Annotated in this window: 14 protein-coding genes; 12 read left to right on the top strand and 2 right to left on the bottom strand. The window is 64.9% G+C overall.

Translation table 11 applies throughout. The features are described from left to right. Positions 1–61 precede the first annotated feature (61 nt). Entirely contained in the window at positions 62–997 is a 936-nt protein-coding gene (locus ACQR13_RS16425; protein WP_315749806.1) for a LysR family transcriptional regulator, read from the bottom strand. 136 nt (positions 998–1,133) lie between these two features. On the opposite strand from ACQR13_RS16425, the gene ACQR13_RS16420 reads away from it, so the two are divergent. From ACQR13_RS16420 to ACQR13_RS16390, 7 genes are all read left to right on the top strand, one after another. Then, positions 1,134–2,444, top strand: a complete 1,311-nt coding sequence (locus ACQR13_RS16420; RefSeq protein WP_434862982.1) for a cation:dicarboxylate symporter family transporter — start codon at positions 1,134–1,136, stop codon at positions 2,442–2,444. A 5-nt stretch (positions 2,445–2,449) separates the two neighbouring features. Next, the gene (locus ACQR13_RS16415) at positions 2,450–3,481 is read left to right on the top strand and encodes a PdxA family dehydrogenase (RefSeq protein ID WP_315827424.1); all 1,032 of its coding nucleotides are present in this window, start codon (positions 2,450–2,452) and stop codon (positions 3,479–3,481) included. After that, positions 3,471–4,928, top strand: coding sequence for an MmgE/PrpD family protein (locus tag ACQR13_RS16410; RefSeq protein WP_434862981.1), 1,458 nt, complete (start codon positions 3,471–3,473; stop codon positions 4,926–4,928). The genes ACQR13_RS16415 and ACQR13_RS16410 overlap by 11 nt, the downstream gene beginning before the upstream one ends. Before the next feature lie 2 nt (positions 4,929–4,930). Then, the gene (locus ACQR13_RS16405; RefSeq protein ID WP_316202130.1) at positions 4,931–6,382 is read left to right on the top strand and encodes an MmgE/PrpD family protein; all 1,452 of its coding nucleotides are present in this window, start codon (positions 4,931–4,933) and stop codon (positions 6,380–6,382) included. A gap of 276 nt (positions 6,383–6,658) precedes the next feature. After that, on the top strand, positions 6,659–7,528 hold the full coding sequence (locus tag ACQR13_RS16400) for a transporter substrate-binding domain-containing protein (protein WP_316202129.1): 870 nt from the start codon (positions 6,659–6,661) through the stop codon (positions 7,526–7,528). A 265-nt stretch (positions 7,529–7,793) separates the two neighbouring features. Beyond that, on the top strand, positions 7,794–9,092 hold the full coding sequence (locus ACQR13_RS16395) for an MFS transporter (RefSeq protein WP_316202128.1): 1,299 nt from the start codon (positions 7,794–7,796) through the stop codon (positions 9,090–9,092). 246 nt (positions 9,093–9,338) lie between these two features. Next, positions 9,339–9,719, top strand: coding sequence for a GlcG/HbpS family heme-binding protein (locus tag ACQR13_RS16390; protein WP_434862980.1), 381 nt, complete (start codon positions 9,339–9,341; stop codon positions 9,717–9,719). Positions 9,720–9,785: 66 nt separating this feature from the next. Here ACQR13_RS16390 and ACQR13_RS16385 read toward each other — a convergent pair whose 3' ends face one another. After that, complete coding sequence (locus ACQR13_RS16385) at positions 9,786–10,757, bottom strand: LysR substrate-binding domain-containing protein (protein ID WP_315718515.1); 972 nt, start codon at positions 10,755–10,757, stop codon at positions 9,786–9,788. A gap of 156 nt (positions 10,758–10,913) precedes the next feature. On the opposite strand from ACQR13_RS16385, the gene ACQR13_RS16380 reads away from it, so the two are divergent. The 5 genes from ACQR13_RS16380 to ACQR13_RS16360 are packed head-to-tail and all read left to right on the top strand — an operon-like array spanning position 10,914 to position 18,962. Continuing rightward, positions 10,914–12,368, top strand: coding sequence for an aldehyde dehydrogenase family protein (locus ACQR13_RS16380; RefSeq protein ID WP_316202126.1), 1,455 nt, complete (start codon positions 10,914–10,916; stop codon positions 12,366–12,368). A 30-nt stretch (positions 12,369–12,398) separates the two neighbouring features. Beyond that, positions 12,399–14,189, top strand: coding sequence for a thiamine pyrophosphate-binding protein (locus ACQR13_RS16375; RefSeq protein WP_316202125.1), 1,791 nt, complete (start codon positions 12,399–12,401; stop codon positions 14,187–14,189). 42 nt (positions 14,190–14,231) lie between these two features. Beyond that, positions 14,232–15,470, top strand: coding sequence for an ABC transporter substrate-binding protein (locus tag ACQR13_RS16370; protein ID WP_316170357.1), 1,239 nt, complete (start codon positions 14,232–14,234; stop codon positions 15,468–15,470). Positions 15,471–15,516: 46 nt separating this feature from the next. Continuing rightward, positions 15,517–16,386, top strand: a complete 870-nt coding sequence (locus tag ACQR13_RS16365) for a branched-chain amino acid ABC transporter permease (protein WP_315739227.1) — start codon at positions 15,517–15,519, stop codon at positions 16,384–16,386. Beyond that, on the top strand, positions 16,383–18,962 hold the full coding sequence (locus ACQR13_RS16360) for a branched-chain amino acid ABC transporter ATP-binding protein/permease (protein ID WP_316170358.1): 2,580 nt from the start codon (positions 16,383–16,385) through the stop codon (positions 18,960–18,962). The genes ACQR13_RS16365 and ACQR13_RS16360 overlap by 4 nt, the downstream gene beginning before the upstream one ends. The last annotated feature ends 21 nt before the right edge of the window (positions 18,963–18,983 follow it).

Here is an 18,983-nt window from a genome sequence, read left to right as displayed (position 1 = left end):
CGCCGAAGCCCTGCGTGGGCTGACCAGCAACGCTGGCTATGCCGCCATCTTCGCCAATTGGCTAAGTCGCTGCCAGCTTCCTTGCCGTGCTCCAAAGACTCTCAGCGGCATGGATCATCCGCGCCCGCGCGCGGATGAGGCATATGCTGATCTTGATGTCCCAGTCCTTGGGGCCGGCTCTCACCAATCGGCCGCTCTGGAGATCGAGCTCGACCAGGCTGCGTGGAGCCCAGGTGATCCCGCGGCCTTCTCGGGCCATGTTGATGAGCAGCATCACCGGTGCTGAGAAGCTGGGGAGCAGCATGGCGCTCGGCTGCTTCGTCGCGAGGAAGGCGGTCACGATGCGGCCCACGCCTGAACCCGGATGATAGGCAAGATAGGGCAGCGGTTTGTCCGCAGAGCCAGGCAGCGCAAACCGCGGCATCGATTGTCGGCGGCGACCGCTGCGCGTGACGGCCTTGTAACCGGTCGCGCTGATCGGGACCAGGACGTCGTCGGCGAGATCGATGCGCTGAAAGCGATCGTTATTTAGACGGCTGGCGAGCGACGGATGGTAATGCGCCAGCATGAAATGCGCATGGGCCTCGAGCAGGAGCTTCTCACACCCGGCGAAGTTCGACGCCACGAGCTGAACGGCGGATCCGGATCGCGCGCGGTCGACCCGGCGGATCCAGTCCGGAAAGAACGTCTGCGACAGTGCGTGGGTGGCGACGAATTGAACGGTCTCGGCCTTGAGGCGCGCCGCTTCCAGGGCCTCCTCGCGGCCGTTTGACAGCCTGCGAATGACGTCCTCCGCCACCGGGCGAAAACTCTCCCCCGCCGGCGTCAGCTTCACGACATGGGTGCTGCGCTCGAACAGAGGCGCTCCAAGCCACGCTTCCAGCGACTTGATCCGCCGGCTCAAGGCCGGCTGCGTCACGTGCCGGCGCAGCGCTGCGCGGGAGAAGCCGCCGTCCTCGGCAATAGCGAGGAAATCCTCGATCCAGCTCAGGTCCATGATGCCAGCTCGTTATTGAATTATTCCAATACGGCATTAGCACCGCGGCACCGGCTGGTCCAATGTCAGGCCAAAGATAAGGGCCGCGGAGACGCTGTTTGCAGCGCCGAAGAGCACGAGGCGGGAGGACACGGAATTGACGATCACAACGACTCCTTTGTCCGAGGCGCTCCCGACGCAGGCTGCTGCGCCCCGTGCCGGCTCGCTTTGGCGGGAGCCCTATGTCCTGATCGTGGCGGGCGCCGTGCTCGGCGCACTCGTCGGCGCGCTGTTTCCGGCTGCAGCACTCGAATTCAAGCCGCTCGCCGACGGCTTCATCTCGCTCATCAAGGTCACGATTGCGCCGCTGGTGTTCCTGGTCGTGGTGACCGGCATCGCGCAGGTCGGCGACATGAAGGCGGTCGGGCGCATCGGACTCAAGGCCTTCCTGTATTTCGAAATCGTCACGACGCTCTGCCTGCTGTTCAGCTTCATCGTGGTGCGATGGGTCCAGCCCGGCGCGGGTGTGGCGCACGCCACCCCGCAACAGGCCGAAGCCGTGGCCCGCTATGCGCAGACCCATGTCGGCCCGTTGTCGGCCTATATCCAGCACATGATCCCCGAAAGCTTCTTCGGCGCCTTTGCCAGCGGCGACGTGCTTCAGGTTCTCGTGCTCGCGCTGCTGTGCGGCATTGGCCTCCTGATGCTCGGCGAGAAGGCGCTGCCGTTGCGCTCGGGCATGGAGCGGTTGACCGAGCTCGTGTTCAGCGTGGTCCATGTCGTCGTCATGCTGGCACCGATCGGGGCCTTCGGCGCCATGGCGTTCACGGTCGGCAAATTCGGCGCCGCCACATTGTACGCCCTCGCGCTCTTGGTCGGGACGGCCTGGGCGATGATGGCGTTCTTCATCTTCGTCGTCCTGGGAATGATCTGCCGTCTGGTCGGCATCCGGCTGATGGACCTGCTCCGGCTGTTGCGCCCCGAGCTTCTCGTCGTGCTCGGAACGTCGTCGTCGGAGACGGCGATTCCCGGAATGATGGAGAAGCTGCCAAGGGCGGGGGTGGGACGCGCCGTGACCGGTCTCGTCATTCCGTCCGGCTATTCCTTCAATCTCGACGGCGTGGCGCTGACATTGCCGCTGACCACGATCTTCGTGGCGCAGGTCTACGGCATCGAGCTGAGCACGGCGCAGCAGTTGAGCCTGTTTGTCGTGATGCTGTTCACCAGCAAGGGCGCAGCCGGTGTCACGGGCGGAGCGTTCGCCGCGTTGGCGGCGACTGTCGTTGCGGCCGGGCTGCCTGTCGAAGGCCTCGCGCTATTGCTCGGAACCGACCGCTTCATGTCGCTGGCGCGCGCCATCACCAACACCATCGGCAACGCAGTGGCCGCGATCGTGGTGGCGAAATGGGATGGTGAATTCGACCGCGACGATTGGGGGCGGGTCGTCCAGATGAAAGCAGCAAAGTAGGATCCATGGTTCTCAGTGAAGACTTGCCGATCGTGGCGCTGGTTCCCGGTGATTGCACCGGTATCGGTCCTGAGCAGACGGCGCGAATCCTCTCCGATCACCGCCTGGCCGATGCGGCGCGCCTCGTCGTGGTGGGCGATGCCCGCGTGCTGGAGATGGGAATGGCGCATGCCGGCGTGAGCTTCGATATCGAGCGGATCGGCTCACCCAGCGAGGCCTCCTGGGTTTCCGGCAAGATCCAGCTGATCGATCTCGGCAACACCGACCCGTCGAGGCACCCGATCGGAAAGGCCAGCGCCGAGTCCGGGCGGCTCACCGGAGAGACGCTGTCGCGGGCGATCGATCTCGCCAAGGACGGCGCGATCGATGCCATCACCTTCGCGCCCTTGAACAAGCGGGCGATGTTCGACGGCGGCTGGAGGTACCCGGACGAGCACAAGATGTTCGCGGACCTGCTCGGGCACCGTACGTATTTTTCTGAAATGAACGTGTTGGATGGACAATGGATGTCGCGCGTCACCGGGCACCAGTCCTTGCGCGAGGCGCTGAACGACATCAGCCCGCCGCGGATCACCGATGCGGTGGTCCTCGTCGACAGGATGATGCGGAGATCCGGAGTCGCCGCGCCGCGGATCGCCGTGGCCGCACTGAATCCGCATGCCGGCGAGGGCGGCTTGTTCGGTCGCGACGAGATCGAGATGATCAAGCCGACGGTGGAGGCGATTGCGAAACAGGGCATTGTCTGCAGCGGTCCGTATCCGGCGGATACGGTTTACATTCGCGCCTTTGCCGGCGAGTTCGACAGCGTCGTCGCGATGTATCATGACCAGGGGCAGATCGCGACGAAGCTGCGCGGCTTCAATCGCGGAGTGACCGTCACGGCCGGCCTCGAGACCGTCTTCACCACGCCCTCGCACGGCACGGCGTTCGACATCGTCGGCAAGGGCGTCGCAGACACCGGCGCGCTCGAAAGCGCGGTCCGGCTCGCCGCGCAATTGGCCTCGTTCAAAGCCCGGGAGATGTCACATGCACACTGATCGCAGGACCCTGCTTCAGGCCGCCGCCGCTCTTCCCTTGTCCGCGGTCGGCGCGACTACGGCATTTGCACAGGCTCAGGCACCGGCGGCGCCCGCCGCGGCGCCGCCCAAGGAGGTCACGCGTACGCTTGCGCGGTACATCGTCTCGGCGGGATATGATGTTCTGCCGGTCAAGGTCCGCAAGGAAGGCGTGAGGACGCTGCTGAACTGGGTCGGCGTCGCGATCGGCGGGTCGCGACACGAAACGGTCGATATCGCGGTCGCGGCGTTGGCGCCGTTCTCCGGCCCGCAGCAGGCGTCGCTGTTCGGCCGGCGCGAGCGGTTCGACATCATGAACGCCGCCTTCATCAACGGCGTGTCCAGCCACATCTTCGATTTCGACGACACCCATCTGAAGACGATCATCCATCCGGCCGGCCCGGTGGTTTCGGCGATCATTGCGCTCTCGGAAATGCAGCCGGTCTCCGGAAAGGAGTTCTTGAATGCGCTCGTCCTCGGTGTCGAGACCGAGTGCAGGATCGGCAACGCCGTCTATCCGAACCACTACGATGTCGGCTGGCACATCACCGGGACTGCCGGGGTGTTCGGTGCGGCTGCGGCTGCCGGCAAACTGTTGAAGCTCAACGAGCAGCAGATGACCTGGGCGCTGGGCCTCGCCGCGTCGCAGCCGGTCGGCCTGCGCGAATCGTTCGGGTCCATGAACAAGAGCTTCAACCCCGGCCGTGCGGCGTCAAACGGCATATTTGCCGGCCTTCTGGCGTCGAAGAACTTCACGTCGTCGGACGGGATGATCGAGGCGAAGCGCGGCTGGGCCAACACGATCAGCACGAAGCAGGACTATGGCGAGATCGTCGGCGATCTCGGCAAGCGTTACGAAGCCGCGCTCAACACCTATAAGCCGTTCGCCTGCGGCATCGTGCTGCATCCGGCGATCGATGCCGCGATTCAGCTGCGCAACGAGAACAGGCTGACGGGCGACCAGATCGATCACGTCGATCTCAAGGTCAATCCGCTCGTGCTCGAGCTGACCGGCAAGAAGACGCCGCAGCAGGGGCTCGAGGGCAAGTTCAGCATCTTTCATGCGGTGGCCGTGGCGATCGTGGAAGGCGCGGGCGGAGAGAAGCAGTTCAGCGATCGCGCGGTAACCGATCCGACGGTGCTGTCGCTGCGTGGCAAGGTCATTCCGGTCATCACGCCCGAGATCAAGCCGGAGCAGGTCGAGATGACGATCGTGCTGAAGGATGGGCGGAAGCTCAGCCGCCGCATCGAGCACGCCGTCGGCAGCGTGGAAGTGCCGATGACCGACCAGCAGCTCGAGGCGAAGTTCGTGGACCTCGCCGACGGCATCGTTCCGGCGGCGTCGATCCGGCGGATCATGGACGCCTGCTGGAATGTCGAGAGTGTGTCGAATGCTGCCGACATCGCGAAGATGTCGGCGTCGGCCTGACGATGGCGAGGAGCGCCACGTCGTCGCGCCGCCGTCTGCTGCAATCGGCGGGGGCGTTTGCTGCAATCTCGGCGATGCCGATCCGTTTCTCCCAGGCCGCCGGCCCGGGCGTGACCGAGCGCCTGGCGCGCTACATGGTTGCGGCGCGTGACCAGGAACTGCCGGAGCAGGTGGTGCTCGCATGCAAGCACCGCATTCTCGACACGCTCGGCGCCATGGTGTCCGGCGCTCGGATGCATCCGGGCGAGATGGCGCTGAGATACGTGCGCAGCCTCGGCGGCGCGCCGCAGGCGTCCGTCGTCGGCTCCGACGTCCGGACGACGGCCGTCAATGCGGCGATGGCCAACGCCATGTGCGCTCACGCCGACGAGACCGACGATTTCGAACCGGTCACCAAGGCGCATCCGGGGTGCGCGGTCATCCCTGCCGCGCTCGCTATGGCTGAACGGGAGCATCGCAATGGGCGCGACGTGATCCGCGCCGTTGTGCTCGGCTATGACCTGACCTGCCGGCTTCTGATGGCGCTCGGACCGGACCTGGTGCGTGGCTCGCATCGCAGTGCCGAGGGCACGTCGTCGACATTCGGTGCGCTCGGCGCGGCGGCCTCGCTGGCGCGACTGGACGAGCGTGGCATGCGTCACGCCATCTCGTACTCGGCACAGCAGGTCTCGGGGCTGTGGAGTTGGGTGAAGGACAAGGACCACATCGAGAAGGCGTTCGATTTCGCCGGCATGGGCGCGCGCAACGGCGTGATGGCCGTCGACATGGTGATGGCCGGGCTCACCGGCGTCGATGACGTGCTCGATGGGACCCACAATTTGTTCATCGCGCTGTCGAGCGATCCGAAGCCGGAGGAGATGGTCAGGGATCTCGGCAGCCGCTTCTACGTCACGGAGACGGCCATCAAGACCTTTTCGGTCGGCTATCCGATCCAGTCGCCGCTGGATGCGCTGCTCACGCTGCGCCGACAGCAAGGGCTCACTCCAGACAACGTCCGCAGCATCCTGGTCAAGCTTCCGACCGACGCGATGGGCATCGTCGGCGACAGCGCCATGCCCGACGTGAACTGTCGGCATCTCGTCGCACTCGCCTTGGTCAAGGGGGCCGTCTCATTCGCCGACAGCCATGATGTCGCGCTGATGCGCGACCCGATGATCCTCAAGCAGCGTGGGAAGGTGACGCTTGTAGGCGACAAGAGTCTGATGGATCCGGCCGCGCCACGCGGTGCGATCGTCGAGGTGACTCTGGTCGATGGCCGCAAGGTCGATCATTTCACCAGACACCCGCCGGGCACCAAGGAGAATCCGCTGGGCACGGAGGCCGTCAACGCCAAAGCCACGGATCTCATGGCGCCCGTGCTGGGGAGTGAAAAGACGGAGAGGCTGATCGACATGGTCGGGCGGCTCGAAGAAATCGACGACATCGGCCAGTTGCGCGCACTATTCGCTGCGTGATCGGCTGTCATGGCGATGAGAGGCGAGGGAACGTCATCGTCTGATCCGTTCCCTTGGCGGCGAGGCGAGCAGCGCCGGCTCGGTCCTCTCCGGTGCATTCTGCGGATTGACGAAAAAAGAAGACGAAGCGGGAGGGACGAGACATGAAGCAGAGGCGGATGCAGCGGCGGAGAAGGCGACCGTGATCGGATTCGACTTCGCGTTCCCGTCGGTCGGACACGTCGAGAAAGACGGCGCCGGCTATCGGCTGATCCCATCATCGTGGAATCCGACGCTATGAAAGACCGGCATTTTATCAGCACGGCGGTACCGATGTCGGATCGCGCCAGACCACGCATGAAATCGACCGGTCTGCTCGCATCGCTTTGCTTTGCCATCGCAAGTCTTTGCTTGGGCCTCTCGGCCATGATGGCGGGAGCAGCTGCGCAGGATGCGCGCGAGATCGCTCCGACCGGCGTGCTGCGCGTCGCTGTTGCGGTCGGGCCGGCCGCCTCCGCGTTCTGGACGACACGCGATCCGGCGACAGGCAAGCCTGTCGGCGTGACAGTCGAACTGGCCAAGGCGGCCGCGGGCAAGCTCAATGTGCCGCTTGAGCTCGTCGAATATCAGAGCTCGGACGAAATCGCGGCCGCCGGCAGCAAAGGGGCGTGGGATCTGTCCTTCATGCCGGCGGATCGCAAGCGGGAGCAGTTCGTCGATCAAGGACCTGCCTATGTCGCCTACATGAGCGGGTATCTCATTCGCGCGAACTCGGACATCACGGCCGTCGCCGATATCGACCGTCCGGGAATCCGGGTCGGCTGCATCGAAGGCACCTCGACGTCCAGAACGGTCGAGGCGAGCATGAAAAGTGCCAGCGTGACGAAATTCATCAAGCCTGAAGAGGCCGCTGAGCTGATCGGCCAGGGTCGGCTCGACGCCCTCGCCATGGGCATGGAAGCCTTGGAGGAGCTGTCGCGGCGCCTGTCGGGCAGCCGGGTCTTGAAAGAGGTCATCCAATCAACGGGCGTCGTCGTGGTCGTCCCGAAGGGCAAAGTGACGGCGCGGGAGTGGGCGGCCCGATTTCTTGCAGATGCCAAGGCGAATGGCACGGTGCGCCGAGTGCTCGATCAAAGTGGATTTGTCACCGCCAAGGTCGCCCCGTGATGCCGTGGTGAACTCCGGCCAAGCCATATCTTTGGCTTATGAGCGCCAACGCCAAATCGTATTTTGGCTGTGCTGGAATTCCGTCTATCTCCAATCGGCGGGCGATGAAGCTGTCGGCAATCATGATGGACACGACCGGCAGGCACGCTCGGAAAGTGCGCCTGCATGGTCCATGCGGCCACCCGATTGTACTGCACTCGCGCTTGTTCTCCCGGCCAACGAAGAAGCGCATCTGGTTCGAGTCCTGGCCTGAAAGTGAACGATCATGAAACTGGGCTGGTATTCCGAACTCGACGAGGTCGAACGCCGGACGTATTGGGCTTGCTTCGCGGGCTTTGGTCTCGATTCGCTCGATTCGACGATCTATGCGCTGGTCATCCCGGCGCTGATTGCAACAATCGGACTGACGCGTCCTGAAGCCGGCTATCTCGCGACCGCAGCCCTCGTCGGTGCAGCCATCGGTGGCTGGGGCGGAGGGATCCTTGCCGATCGCATCGGCCGCATCAAGGTCCTGCAACTGACGATCCTCTGGGTTGCCCTGTTCACGCTCGCATCGGCTTTCGCGACCGGCTTCAACTACTTGCTGATCGTGCGTTTTCTCCAGGGCCTCGGCTACGGCGGTGAGGCGGCCGTGGGTGGCGTCCTGATCAGCGAGGTCGTCAGGCCCGCGCTTCGCGGCCGGGTGGCCGCGTCGGTGCAGAGCAGCTACGCGGTGGGTTATGCGATTTCCGTCGCGCTGCTCCCCGTCATTTCATCGCTGTTTCCTGAAGAGCTCGGCTGGCGCGTGTTCTTTGCGGTCGGCATCGCGCCGGCCTTTCTCGTGTTCTTCATCCGCCGCCTTGTGCCGGAGTCCGGGCTTTATCGTCAAAGCCGCGCGGACGAGACAGCCGGACTGCCCGCCTGGACGATCTTCACCAGGGCCCATGTGCGGCGTACCGTGGCGGCGGTCACGATGGCCACCGGCATTTTCGGCGGCGCCTATGTGATGATCACGTGGCTGCCGACCTATCTGCGCACCGTCCTCAACCTGACCGTGGGGAGCAGTGCAGGCTATCTTGCCATGAACATCCTGGGTTCGTTGGTCGGACCGTTGCTCTATGGCTGGCTTTCGGATCGCACGGGCCGGCGTCCCGCATTCATGATCTTCCTGCTATGCCAGGCCGCGAACGCGAGCATCTATCTACTAGCTCCGATCGGCGCCAACACGACGATCCTGCTCAGCTTCTTTCTGGGCGCGTTCCAAGGTGGGCTGGCATCGGGAATGTTGCCGACCTTTGCCGAATTGTTCCCGACCGAGATTCGTGCGAGCGGGCAGGGCTTCTGCCTTGGTGGCGGGCGCGGGTTCGGCTCGGTCGTGCCTGCGACCGTGGGCGTGCTTGCTGCGTCGCATCCTCTTGGCTTGTCGATGGGCCTTTGCGCGCTCGCCGCCTATGGACTCGCTTTCATCGCCGCGATGGCTTTGCCCGAGACGAGCGGCGCTGACCTGCAGCGCATGATTCCGTTGGAGACGCAAGCAGGGCAGCCGGGAGATCTCGGCAACCTCCAAGCGCGGCCGTCGGAATGAGGAGGCTGAGAACGACACGCCTCGTCGAGCGAAACAAGGCGCCCACGCTGGCCGACGAGAGCACGGAGAAGGCAACAGGGTCGGGAGGAAGACATGCACTATCGGACCATTTTGAGCGTCGTCGCATGCGTCGCAGCTCTGCACTTATCGAACAGCCTCGCCCAGACATCGAACACCGACAATCCCAACGACGCGGTCGCGGATGCACTGACGCCGCCTCCTTATGGCGAGCCGATCAGCCTGGAGATGGCCAAGAAGGTGGCTGCTGCGGCCGTTGCCGAGACGACGAAGCGCAACTGGAACGCATTCTGCATCGCCGTGGTCAATCCGAGCGGCGATCTGGTCTATTTCGAAAAGCAGGACAATTGCCAATATGCGTCGATCGGCCTGTCTCAGCACAAGGCGCGCACGGCGGTACGTTATCGACGCCCCACGCTGGTGTTCGAGACGTTGCTGGGCAAAGGTGCGTATTTCGCCTATCTCGCCACGCTCGATGACATGATCGCATCGCGAGGCGGCAATCTGCTGGTCGTGGATGGCAAGATCATCGGTGCCGTCGGTGTGAGTGGTGGGTCGGGCGCCCAGGACAACGTCGTATCCCTGGCCGGGCAAGCGGCGCTGAAGTAGACGAGACCGGGCCGGAGGCGGGGCGTGATGCAGTCGCGACCGCCGGTCAGACGGTCGGCGCGTGCGCTAGGCCGCCGGCGGGATGGCGGAAGACATGGAGTCGTCGACCAAGCTGACGCCGCGCCATTGTCCGGATGTGACGAGCGTTCGCGCGGTATCCTGGAGCTCCTTGGCGACGGCGAGGGCTGCAGGCGCCAGCAGGTCCGGCTTGATCGAATAGACATAGTTGCGTCGCGTGATCCGGGCGTCCGAGATCGGCAGGGCGCGCCAGTCCTCGCTGCTTCGTCCTCCTGCCTGCAGCGCCGACATCGGCTTGATGGTGACCCCGATGCCCTCACCGACGCAGCTCATCACCAGCGAGAGCGAGTCGATCTCGGCGACCACATTCGGCGTGATGTTGCGCCGCTCGAACTCCGCAGCTACACGCCGGCGCAGGCCATGAGTTCCCGTCGGCAGGATCAGGGGCAGCTCTGCAACTTCTGCAACTGTGATGCTGCAACGGTGGCGCGGCACCAGCGGGCTGTCGGCAGGGAGAAGCACGAACAATTCCTCGTCGAGCAGCGGAATCGCGTCGAGCTTGGATGACACGTCGTTGTTGAACAGGATGGCCAGGTCGAGCTGGCCAAGCCGCATCATGTGGGCGATGTGGCCGCTCATTCCCTCGACGACGTTGAGCAGGATGCCGGGATATTTGGCGCGGATGCACTTGGTGAGCGGCAGCCCGATCGCGAGCACGGTCGTCGCGGGCAAGCCGACCGATACCATGCCGCTGACCTCTGCCGAATCCTGGCGGGCGATCGACAGCGCATGGTCGAGCTGCCGCAGCATGAACCGGGCGTGATGGTAGAGCGCAAGGCCGTTCTCGGTCGGGATCACGCCGCGCGAGGAGCGCTGCAGCAAGGGCCTGCCCACTTCCTCCTCGAGCTTTGCGATCTGCTGGCTCAGTGCGGGCTGCGCAACGAACAGGCAGCGCGACGCCTTCGACAGGCTGCCGCTCTCGACGATCTGGGCGAAATAGCGCAACTGACGCAAATCCATGAGCGGGAACCGCACTGCCTGGGAAGAACGAGACCTTGCCGCCGGGCTATATGCTCAGCTTATGGCAACTAATCCAAAACAGTATTTTTGCTAATGTCAATTTCTCTCTAAGGACGAGGGTAACAGGTGTGAAGACCCTTTGGGAGGAACCAGACGATGGCGGACGCTGCGGTTCAGGGACAGGCGTCGGCCGGTCTGCCATCGTGCCGCCTCTTGATCGCCGGGGAATGGGTGAATGGTCCGCACACCGTCGCCGTGCTCGACAAATATCGCCTGCGGCCCGCCATGTCCGCGCATCTGCCGTCGCGCGAGCAGGTCCGCAGCTGCATTGTCGCCGCGGAGCGGGCGTTCGAAGCCAATGTACTGACGCCCTATGATCGCGGCCTCATCCTCGATCGCGCTGCGGTCGAGCTTGAGACGCGTGCGTCGGAGCTGGTGGAGGTGCTGCGCCAGGAGGCGGGCTTTCCACGCCGCGATGCAATGGGCGAAGTCCAGCGTTGTGCGACGACGTTTCGGCTCTCCGCCGAAGAGGCGCGGCGGCTGGCCGGCGAGATGGTGCCGATGGAAGGGGCCGCAGGCCAGAAGGGCCGCATCGGCTTCACCATCCGCGTGCCGCTCGGCGTCGTGGCCGCGATTACGCCGTTCAATGCTCCGCTCAATACGGTGGCGCACAAGGTTGCGCCTGCACTGGCGGCTGGTAACGCCGTGGTGCTGAAACCGTCGCTGCATACGCCGATGACGTCCTGCATCATGGCGGAGTGCCTGATCGCGGCAGGTCTGCCATCGGGGCTGATGTCGGTGCTGCATGGCGATGGTGAGGTCGCCGACTGGTTGATGGCCGAGGCGGCAGTGAAATTCTTCGCGTTCACCGGCAGCACGGACGTCGGCCGCATCATCCAGGGCAAGGCGGGACTGCGCCGCACGCAGATGGAGCTCGGCTCGATCTCGCACTGCGTGATCTGCGAGGACGCCGATCTCGATATTGCGTTGCCGAAGGTCGTCAACGCGGGCTTCCGCAAGGCCGGCCAGGTCTGCACATCGATCCAGGTGCTGCTGGTGCAGCGTTCGCTGATCGGGCAGGTGGAGCAGAGACTTTCAGAGCTCGTTGCCGGGCTGCCCTACGGAGACCCCGGCGAGGACGACACCGTTGTTGGGCCGGTCGTCAGCGAGGCCGCCGCCCAGCGCATCGAGTCCTGGATCGCGCTGGCCGAGCAGAGCGGCGCGCGGCGTCTGGTCGGCGGCGCGCGGGTGGGCGCCGTGGTTCCTCCCACGCTGCTCACGAATGTCGACAAGGCGACCCCGCTCGGCTGCCAGGAAGTGTTCGGGCCTGTGATGTGCGTCGCGCCCTTCGATGTGCTGGACGAGGCGATCGCGCGCGTCAACGACACACCTTATGGACTTGCCACGGGCATCTTCACAAAACGCCTGGACGAGGCTCTGCAGGCCGCGCGGCAATTGCAAGTCGGTGGCGTTCACATCAACGAGACTCCGAGCTCCCGCGTGGACCTTATGCCGTATGGCGGCTCCAAGGATTCCGGGTTCGGCCGCGAAGGGCCGCATTACGCGATCCGCGAAATGAGCGAAGAGCGTATCGTGACGATCCTCGCATGACGCGAACCGTCACCTGACAAGGATCTGACCATGACCAAGATGAAGGGCGGCGAAGTCATCGCCGAATATCTCGTCAAGCAGAAGGTGCCCTTCGTAATCGGCATCTGCGGACACGGCAATGTCGGCATTCTTGATGCGCTCTACCAGGTGCGTGACCGCGTCAAGCTGGTCTCGCCCCGCCACGAGCAATGCGCCGGCCACATGGCCGACGCCTATTTCCGCGTCAAACACAGTCCGGTCGCGACCCTGACCTCGACCGGGCCGGGCTCGGCCAACATGGTGATGTCGCTCGCAACTGCGTTGTCGGACTCCTCGAGCTTCCTTGCGATCACCGCCAATGTTCCGACGTCGCAGGCCAATCGCGCGCCGTTCCAGGAATTGTACGCGCACAACCAGGCCGATTTCGCCCAGGTGCTGCGCCCGGTGGTGAAACGCTCGTTCCAGCCGAGCCGCGTCGACATGCTGCCGCTGGCGCTGCGCCAAGCCTTCGACACCATGGTCACGGGACGTCCCGGCCCGGTCAATCTCGATATCCCGTACAATGTTTTCCAGGAGGAGGCCGACGTCGAGCTGCCGGCGCTGTCGCATGTTCACGGCAGTCACCGGCCGAGTGCGAGCGAGGCCGACGTCACCAGGGCGCTCGATCTGATCGAAGCCGCCAGGCGGCCGGTGTTCTTCATCGGGCAGGGCACGACGCTCTCGGAGGCCGGTCCCGAGATCAGCGCGCTGCAGAGCCGCTACGGCATTCCAGTCATCACCTCGCCCAATGGCATGGGCTGCGTGCCGGCGGATGATCCACTGACGCTCGGCTTCATCGGCCGCAACGGCGCCTATCCGGCCAACCAGGCCGGCCGTCACGCCGATCTCGTGCTCTGCATCGGAACGCGTTTCGACGATCGCTCGTCCTCGAGCTGGCACCAGGGCTACTCGTGGAATTTTCCGTCGACGAAGCTGTTGCAGGTCGACATCGATCCGGCGGAGCTCGGCCGCAACTATCCGCCGACGCTCGGCATCATCGCCGACGCCAAGACCTTCGCCGGGCAACTGCTCGCGGCACTGGAGCATCGCCCCGCGATCCGCCGCGAAAATTTCGCGGCGTGGCGCGACGAGATCGCGACCTGGAAGGCGGAGTGGGAGGCGTTCGTGCGGCCGCACTTCAGCGCCGACACTACGCCGATCCGGCCGGAATATGTCGTCGGAGCCCTGCAGGACGTGCTGCCGGACGACGTCATCCTGTCGCTCGATTCCGGCGTGCATCACAACTGGTTCATGCAGTTCTGGCAGCCGAAGCGGCCGCAGAGCATGCTGAACAGCTGGGGCTTTTCGTCGATGGGGTTCGGCGTCTGCGGCGTGCTCGGCGCGCAGCTGGCCGCGCCCGACCGTCCCTGCGTCGCCGTCGTCGGCGACGGCGGCTTCATGATGGCACCCTACGTCGTCGCCACGGCCGTCGAATATGACCTGCCGTGCATCTGGATCGTCTGGAACAACTTCGCCTGGAGCGCGATCCGCGATCTGCAGTATGGCCTGTTCGAGGGCCGCGAGCTCGGCACCGCGTTCTATCGCGGCAATCAGGGGCCCGGCGGAGATCGCTACAACCCCGACTTCGCGGCCTGGGCGCGCGCCTGCGGCGCCGACGGCGTGACGGTGACCCGCAGCGCCGACCTGCGCGGCGCAGTCGAGACCGCGATCAAGAACCGCCGCCCCTGCGTGATCGATCTGCATGTCGACGCCGAGGTGCGCCCGCCGTCGACGGGCACCTGGGAGCTGCCGCCGATCCCATTCAAGGAGCCGGTGTTCGGCAAGCCTTACAAACGCGACTGACGATACAAAACAAAGATAACAACGTTGAGAGGGAGGAGCACCATGTTGAAGCGTGATCTGAACCGGCGATCTTTCATGCGCGCGTCGGCCGGCGTGGCTGCCGCATCCGTGCTCGGCGTCGGCGGTCCCGCGCGAGCCCAGTCCGATGGGCCCGTCCGCATCGGCATGATCTATGCCAAGCAGGGGCCGGGCGCCTCGATCGGTGAGTACCTGCAACGCGGCAGCGCGCTTGCGGTCGAGCAGGCCGGCGGCAAGGTGCTGGGCCGCCCGATCGAGCTGGTCTGGCTCGACGAGCCCAATCCCCAGGTGTCGCAGCAGAACATGCAGCGGCTTGTCGACGAGAGCAAGGTGGTCGCCGTGGTCGGCGGCAACTACTCGTCCTCGGCGCTCGCCATGATGAGCGTTGCCAATCGCGAGAAGGTGCCGCTGATCCTGACCGGCGCCGCGGCCAGCGAGATCACCGGCAAGAGCTGCAGCAAGTACACGTTCCGCACCCAGGCGACCGTGCCGGTTCAAATGGCCGGCCTGATGCCCTACGTCTCCAGCATCGGCAAGAAGGTCTATTTCATCACGGCGTCCTACGCCTTCGGCCAGGACATCCTGCGCGCCTCGCGCGCGATGCTGAAGCAGGTCGGCGCCACCGAGGTCGGGGTCGACGAGGTGCCGATCAACACCGCGGACTACAGCTCCTACATCCTCAAGATCCGCCAGGCCAAGCCGGACGTGATCGTCGGCGGCCTGGTGGGCGGCGACTTCTCCAACTTCCTGAAGCAGTGGAACGAGATGGGGATGAAGGACAAGATCCCCTATGCGGCGGTCGCCGTCACGGACACCGACTTCTGGGACGTCGGGCCGCAGGCCTCGACCGGCATCTACATCAAGCCGTGGTACTACAACAATCCGAAGAATACCGCCGCCGAACAGAAGCTGATCGAGGATTTCAAGAAGAAGTACAATCAGCCGCCATCGGACAAGACGTGGTCGGGCTGGATCGGCATGCGGGCGCTGTTGGAATCGATCGAGGCGGCGAAGTCGACCGAGGCCGCTCAGCTCGTGGCGCATCTCGAGCAGTGGAAGAACACCGAAGGCGAGTTTCCGTTCTTCTTCCGCGACTGGGATCACCAGCTGGTGCGCCCGGCCGTCATCGTCCAGATCAAGAAGCAGATCACCGACAAGTTCGACTATTTCGACGTGCTGAAGAACACTTCGGCGACCGCCGAGGAGACGGCGAAGGCGTTCGGTACCAAGGAGGATATCGGCTGCAGCATGCCCTCGCTCTGAGGCGGCGGCGACCCTTGTTCCTGCAGCGTACTGACAGGCTCGAACGATGCTCGACACTCTCGTCTCCCAGGCGGCCAATGGACTCGTGCTCGGCTTCATCTACGTGCTGATCGCCGTAGGTCTGTCGATCACCTTCGGCCTGCTCGGCGTCATCAACTTCGCGCATGGCGCCTTCTTCGCGCTGGGGGCCTACGTGGCCTGGCAGCTGTTCCAGCTGTTCGGCTGGAGCGCCGTGATCCTGGCGCCGCCAGTGGTCGGGCTGATCGGCATGGCTGTGGAGGTGACGATCATCCGCCGCCTCTACGGCAAGGAGCCGTTGCTCAGCCTGATCGTGACCTTCGCGCTGGCGCTGCTGATCGAAGCGGTGATCCGCTACGCCTGGGGCGCCGACGGCAAGCCGTTCAATCCGCCGCCGGCCTTCGCAGGGATCGTCGAAGTTGGTCCTCTCCTGATCACCAAATATCGCGTGGCCGTGCTGGGCGCGACCACCGCGACCTTGCTCGGCCTATGGGGCTTCCTGGCGTTCACACCCTATGGCCGGATCCTGCGTGCCGGCAGCCGGGACCCGGAGATGGTGGAATTGCTCGGCATCAATCTGCCGCGGGTGCTCACCGCAGTGTTCGGGCTCGGCTGCATGCTGGCGGCGATCGCTGGCGTGCTGGCCGCGCCGTTGTGGACGGTGTCGCCGTCCATGGCTGCCAATGCGGTGATGCCAGCGTTCGTGATCGTGGCCATCGGCGGCCTCGGCTCCTTTCGGGGCGCAGTGGTCGCCGGACTCGCGGTAGGGATCGTCACCTCGCTGACCATTCAGTTCTGGCCAGAGGCGGCTGCCGCATCGATGTATGCCTTGATGTTCGCGATCATGCTGCTGCGGCCGCGCGGGCTATTCGGCGAGCGCTGGGAGCGTTTCGAATGACGACGGCCAAGTCCGTGCTGCAGCGGCTCGCAAGTCACCCGGTGCTCGTGGCGGCCGCGATACTGGCGCTCGCCTCCGGCATCGCGCTCGCTGTGGGCATGCCGATCCATCGCGTGACCCAGATCGCGATCTACACGCTCTACGGCGCGGAGGTGAACTTCCTGATCGGCTATCTCGGCCTGGTGCCGTTCGGCGCCTCCTTCTTCTTCGGCTGCGCGAGCTATGCGCTGGCAATCGGCCTGGGCTTCATGCCGGCCGCCAACGAAATCACCGGTCTGGCGATCGCGGTGGCATTTTCGCTGCTGCTGGCGCTGATCGTCGGCGCCATCATCCTTCGCCGGCGCGGACTCTACTTCTCGCTGCTGACGCTGGCGTGCTCCCAGATCGCGTTCGAGATTGCGTTCAAATGGACCTCGGTGACCGGAGGCGAGAACGGCCTGCAGAACGTCGCGCGTCCGCTGTTTCGCTCCGCGCTTGCCTTCCACGGCTTCACGCTCGTCGTGGTGATCGGATCATTGTGGATGCTGTGGCGGCTGGCGCATGCGCCGTTCGGCCGACTGATGCAGGCGTTGCGCGACAATGAGCAGCGGGTCGCAAGCCTGGGTTTCGACACCTACCGCACCAAGCTGATTGCGCTCGTCATTGCCGGCGGCGGCATCGGCGCCGCGGGCGGATTGATGGCGCTGCTGCTGCAGGGCGTCTACGCCAACAATCTGAACTGGGAGCATGCCGGTGATCCGGTGATGATGGCGGCGCTGGGCGGCGTGCATCATTTCCTGGGGCCGTTGTGGGGCGCCATCGTCTTCATCGTCTTGGAGGACCGGCTCAGCGCCATCACGGAGAATTGGTGGCTGGTCTTCGCCCCCATCATCATCGCCTTCGCGCTGCTGTCAGATGAGGGCATTCACGGCATCTTCCAGCGTATCGCCGGCCGCAGCCGCTGGACCCTGACGCGCAATGTCATTCCACCGCGGCCGCGCGACATCATTCCCTATGCGCCGGATCGTGCACGTCAGGCTGCGGCGACGGCCTCACAGGTGCCGATTCTCGCAATCCGCAACCTCTCCAAGCATTTCGGCTCGATCGTGACCCAGAACGACGTGTCGTTCGAGATGAGCCGGACCGGACTGCACAGCCTGATCGGTCCCAACGGCGCCGGCAAGACCACGTTGTTCAATCTGCTGACCGGTGTGCTGCGGGCCAACGCTGGCACCATCCTGTTCGAGGGCATGCCGATCGATCAGCTGTCACCGTACAAGCGCGCGCGGCTCGGCATCGCCCGCTCGTTCCAGATCCTGAGCGTGTTTCCCAGCCTCACCGCATTCGAGAACGTGCGTATCGCGGTCCAAGCTGCCAACCGGCAATGGACAGGTCTTTGGCGCGATGCCTATGACGATGCGGCTGCAAACGCGAAGGTGTGGTCGCTGCTCGATGCCGTAGGCCTCGCCGATCGCGCCGCCGAGCTTTGCTCCGCGCTGGCGCATGGTGAGAAGCGGCTGCTCGAGATCGCGGTGTCGCTCGCGATCGATGCCAAGCTCCTGCTGCTCGACGAGCCGCTGGCTGGTCTGGCGGAGTCGGACCGCAAGATCGTAGGCGAGCTGATCATGCGGCTGGCGAAGTCCCACGCCGTGCTGTTGATCGAGCATGACATCGACCGTGTGCTGGCCATGTCCGACCGCATCACGGTGTTGCATCAGGGCCGGCTGATCGCCGACGGCAAGCCGGTGGAAGTGGCTGCCCATCCCGAAGTCGTCACGGCCTATCTCGGCACCGCCCATGGCCAGATCGCGGCGGCTCCGTCGCGGGCGACCAATGTGACGCCGCTTCCCGGCAGCGCCGCCGCCGAGCCGCTGCTCAGGCTCGAGGGCGTGCGCGCCGGCTACGGCGGTGGCACCGTGCTCGACGGGCTCGACCTGGCCGTGCGGCCTGGCGAAGTGGTGGCGCTGCTAGGGCGCAACGGCGTCGGCAAGACCACCGCGCTGCGGGCCATCACAGGCACGGTGCCGGCGAGCGGCGGTCGCATCACGTTCGACGGCAGGCAGCTCAACCGGTTACGGCCGGACGAGATCAACCGTCTTGGCATCTCGCTGGTACCGGAAGGACGCCGGCTGTTTCCGAATCTGACCGTGCAGGAGAATCTCAAGCTCGCGAGCCGCGCCGGCGGCGCGTCGCTCGACGACGTGTTCGATCTGTTCCCGAAGCTGCGCATCCTGCACAAGGCGCGTGCCGAAAATCTCTCCGGCGGCGAGCGGCAGATGGTGGCGATCGCGCGCGCGTTGATGGTGCCGAGCCGGTTGATTCTGCTCGACGAGCCGTTCGAGGGCCTGGCGCCCGCCGTGGTGCAGGAGGTCCGCGACGCCGTGTCCAAATTGAGGTCGCGCGCGAGCCTCGTCATCGTGGAGCATCATGCCGAGAGCGTGCTGGCGATGGCGGACCGCGCCTATGTGCTGGTGAATGGGCGCGTGGCCCATGTCGGCGATGCTGCCGCGCTCGCGGCCGATCACGAGCTGCAAGGGCGTTTGCTTGGCATCACTCAGACCGCTGATGCAGTGCAACGCGCGGCAAACCGGTCATGAGCAGCTGCGAGTTCGTGACCA

This window comes from Bradyrhizobium sp. HKCCYLRH3059 (genome assembly GCF_051168035.1).
In the GTDB taxonomy this organism is placed as follows: Bacteria; Pseudomonadota; Alphaproteobacteria; order Rhizobiales; family Xanthobacteraceae; genus Bradyrhizobium.
The sequence above is the reverse complement of the archived record's forward strand: the minus strand, read 5'-3'. Positions and strand labels throughout refer to the sequence as shown.

Coding starts and splice junctions, on each gene's coding strand:
- ACQR13_RS16405 (WP_316202130.1), top strand. CDS start 4,931: ATGGCGAGGAGCGCCACGTCGTCGCGCCGCCGTCTGCTGCAATCGGCG.
- ACQR13_RS16370 (WP_316170357.1), top strand. CDS start 14,232: ATGTTGAAGCGTGATCTGAACCGGCGATCTTTCATGCGCGCGTCGGCC.
- ACQR13_RS16410 (WP_434862981.1), top strand. CDS start 3,471: ATGCACACTGATCGCAGGACCCTGCTTCAGGCCGCCGCCGCTCTTCCC.
- ACQR13_RS16395 (WP_316202128.1), top strand. CDS start 7,794: ATGAAACTGGGCTGGTATTCCGAACTCGACGAGGTCGAACGCCGGACG.
- ACQR13_RS16425 (WP_315749806.1), bottom strand. CDS start 997: ATGGACCTGAGCTGGATCGAGGATTTCCTCGCTATTGCCGAGGACGGC.
- ACQR13_RS16385 (WP_315718515.1), bottom strand. CDS start 10,757: ATGGATTTGCGTCAGTTGCGCTATTTCGCCCAGATCGTCGAGAGCGGC.
- ACQR13_RS16400 (WP_316202129.1), top strand. CDS start 6,659: ATGAAAGACCGGCATTTTATCAGCACGGCGGTACCGATGTCGGATCGC.
- ACQR13_RS16380 (WP_316202126.1), top strand. CDS start 10,914: ATGGCGGACGCTGCGGTTCAGGGACAGGCGTCGGCCGGTCTGCCATCG.
- ACQR13_RS16415 (WP_315827424.1), top strand. CDS start 2,450: ATGGTTCTCAGTGAAGACTTGCCGATCGTGGCGCTGGTTCCCGGTGAT.
- ACQR13_RS16375 (WP_316202125.1), top strand. CDS start 12,399: ATGACCAAGATGAAGGGCGGCGAAGTCATCGCCGAATATCTCGTCAAG.
- ACQR13_RS16390 (WP_434862980.1), top strand. CDS start 9,339: ATGGCCAAGAAGGTGGCTGCTGCGGCCGTTGCCGAGACGACGAAGCGC.
- ACQR13_RS16360 (WP_316170358.1), top strand. CDS start 16,383: ATGACGACGGCCAAGTCCGTGCTGCAGCGGCTCGCAAGTCACCCGGTG.
- ACQR13_RS16365 (WP_315739227.1), top strand. CDS start 15,517: ATGCTCGACACTCTCGTCTCCCAGGCGGCCAATGGACTCGTGCTCGGC.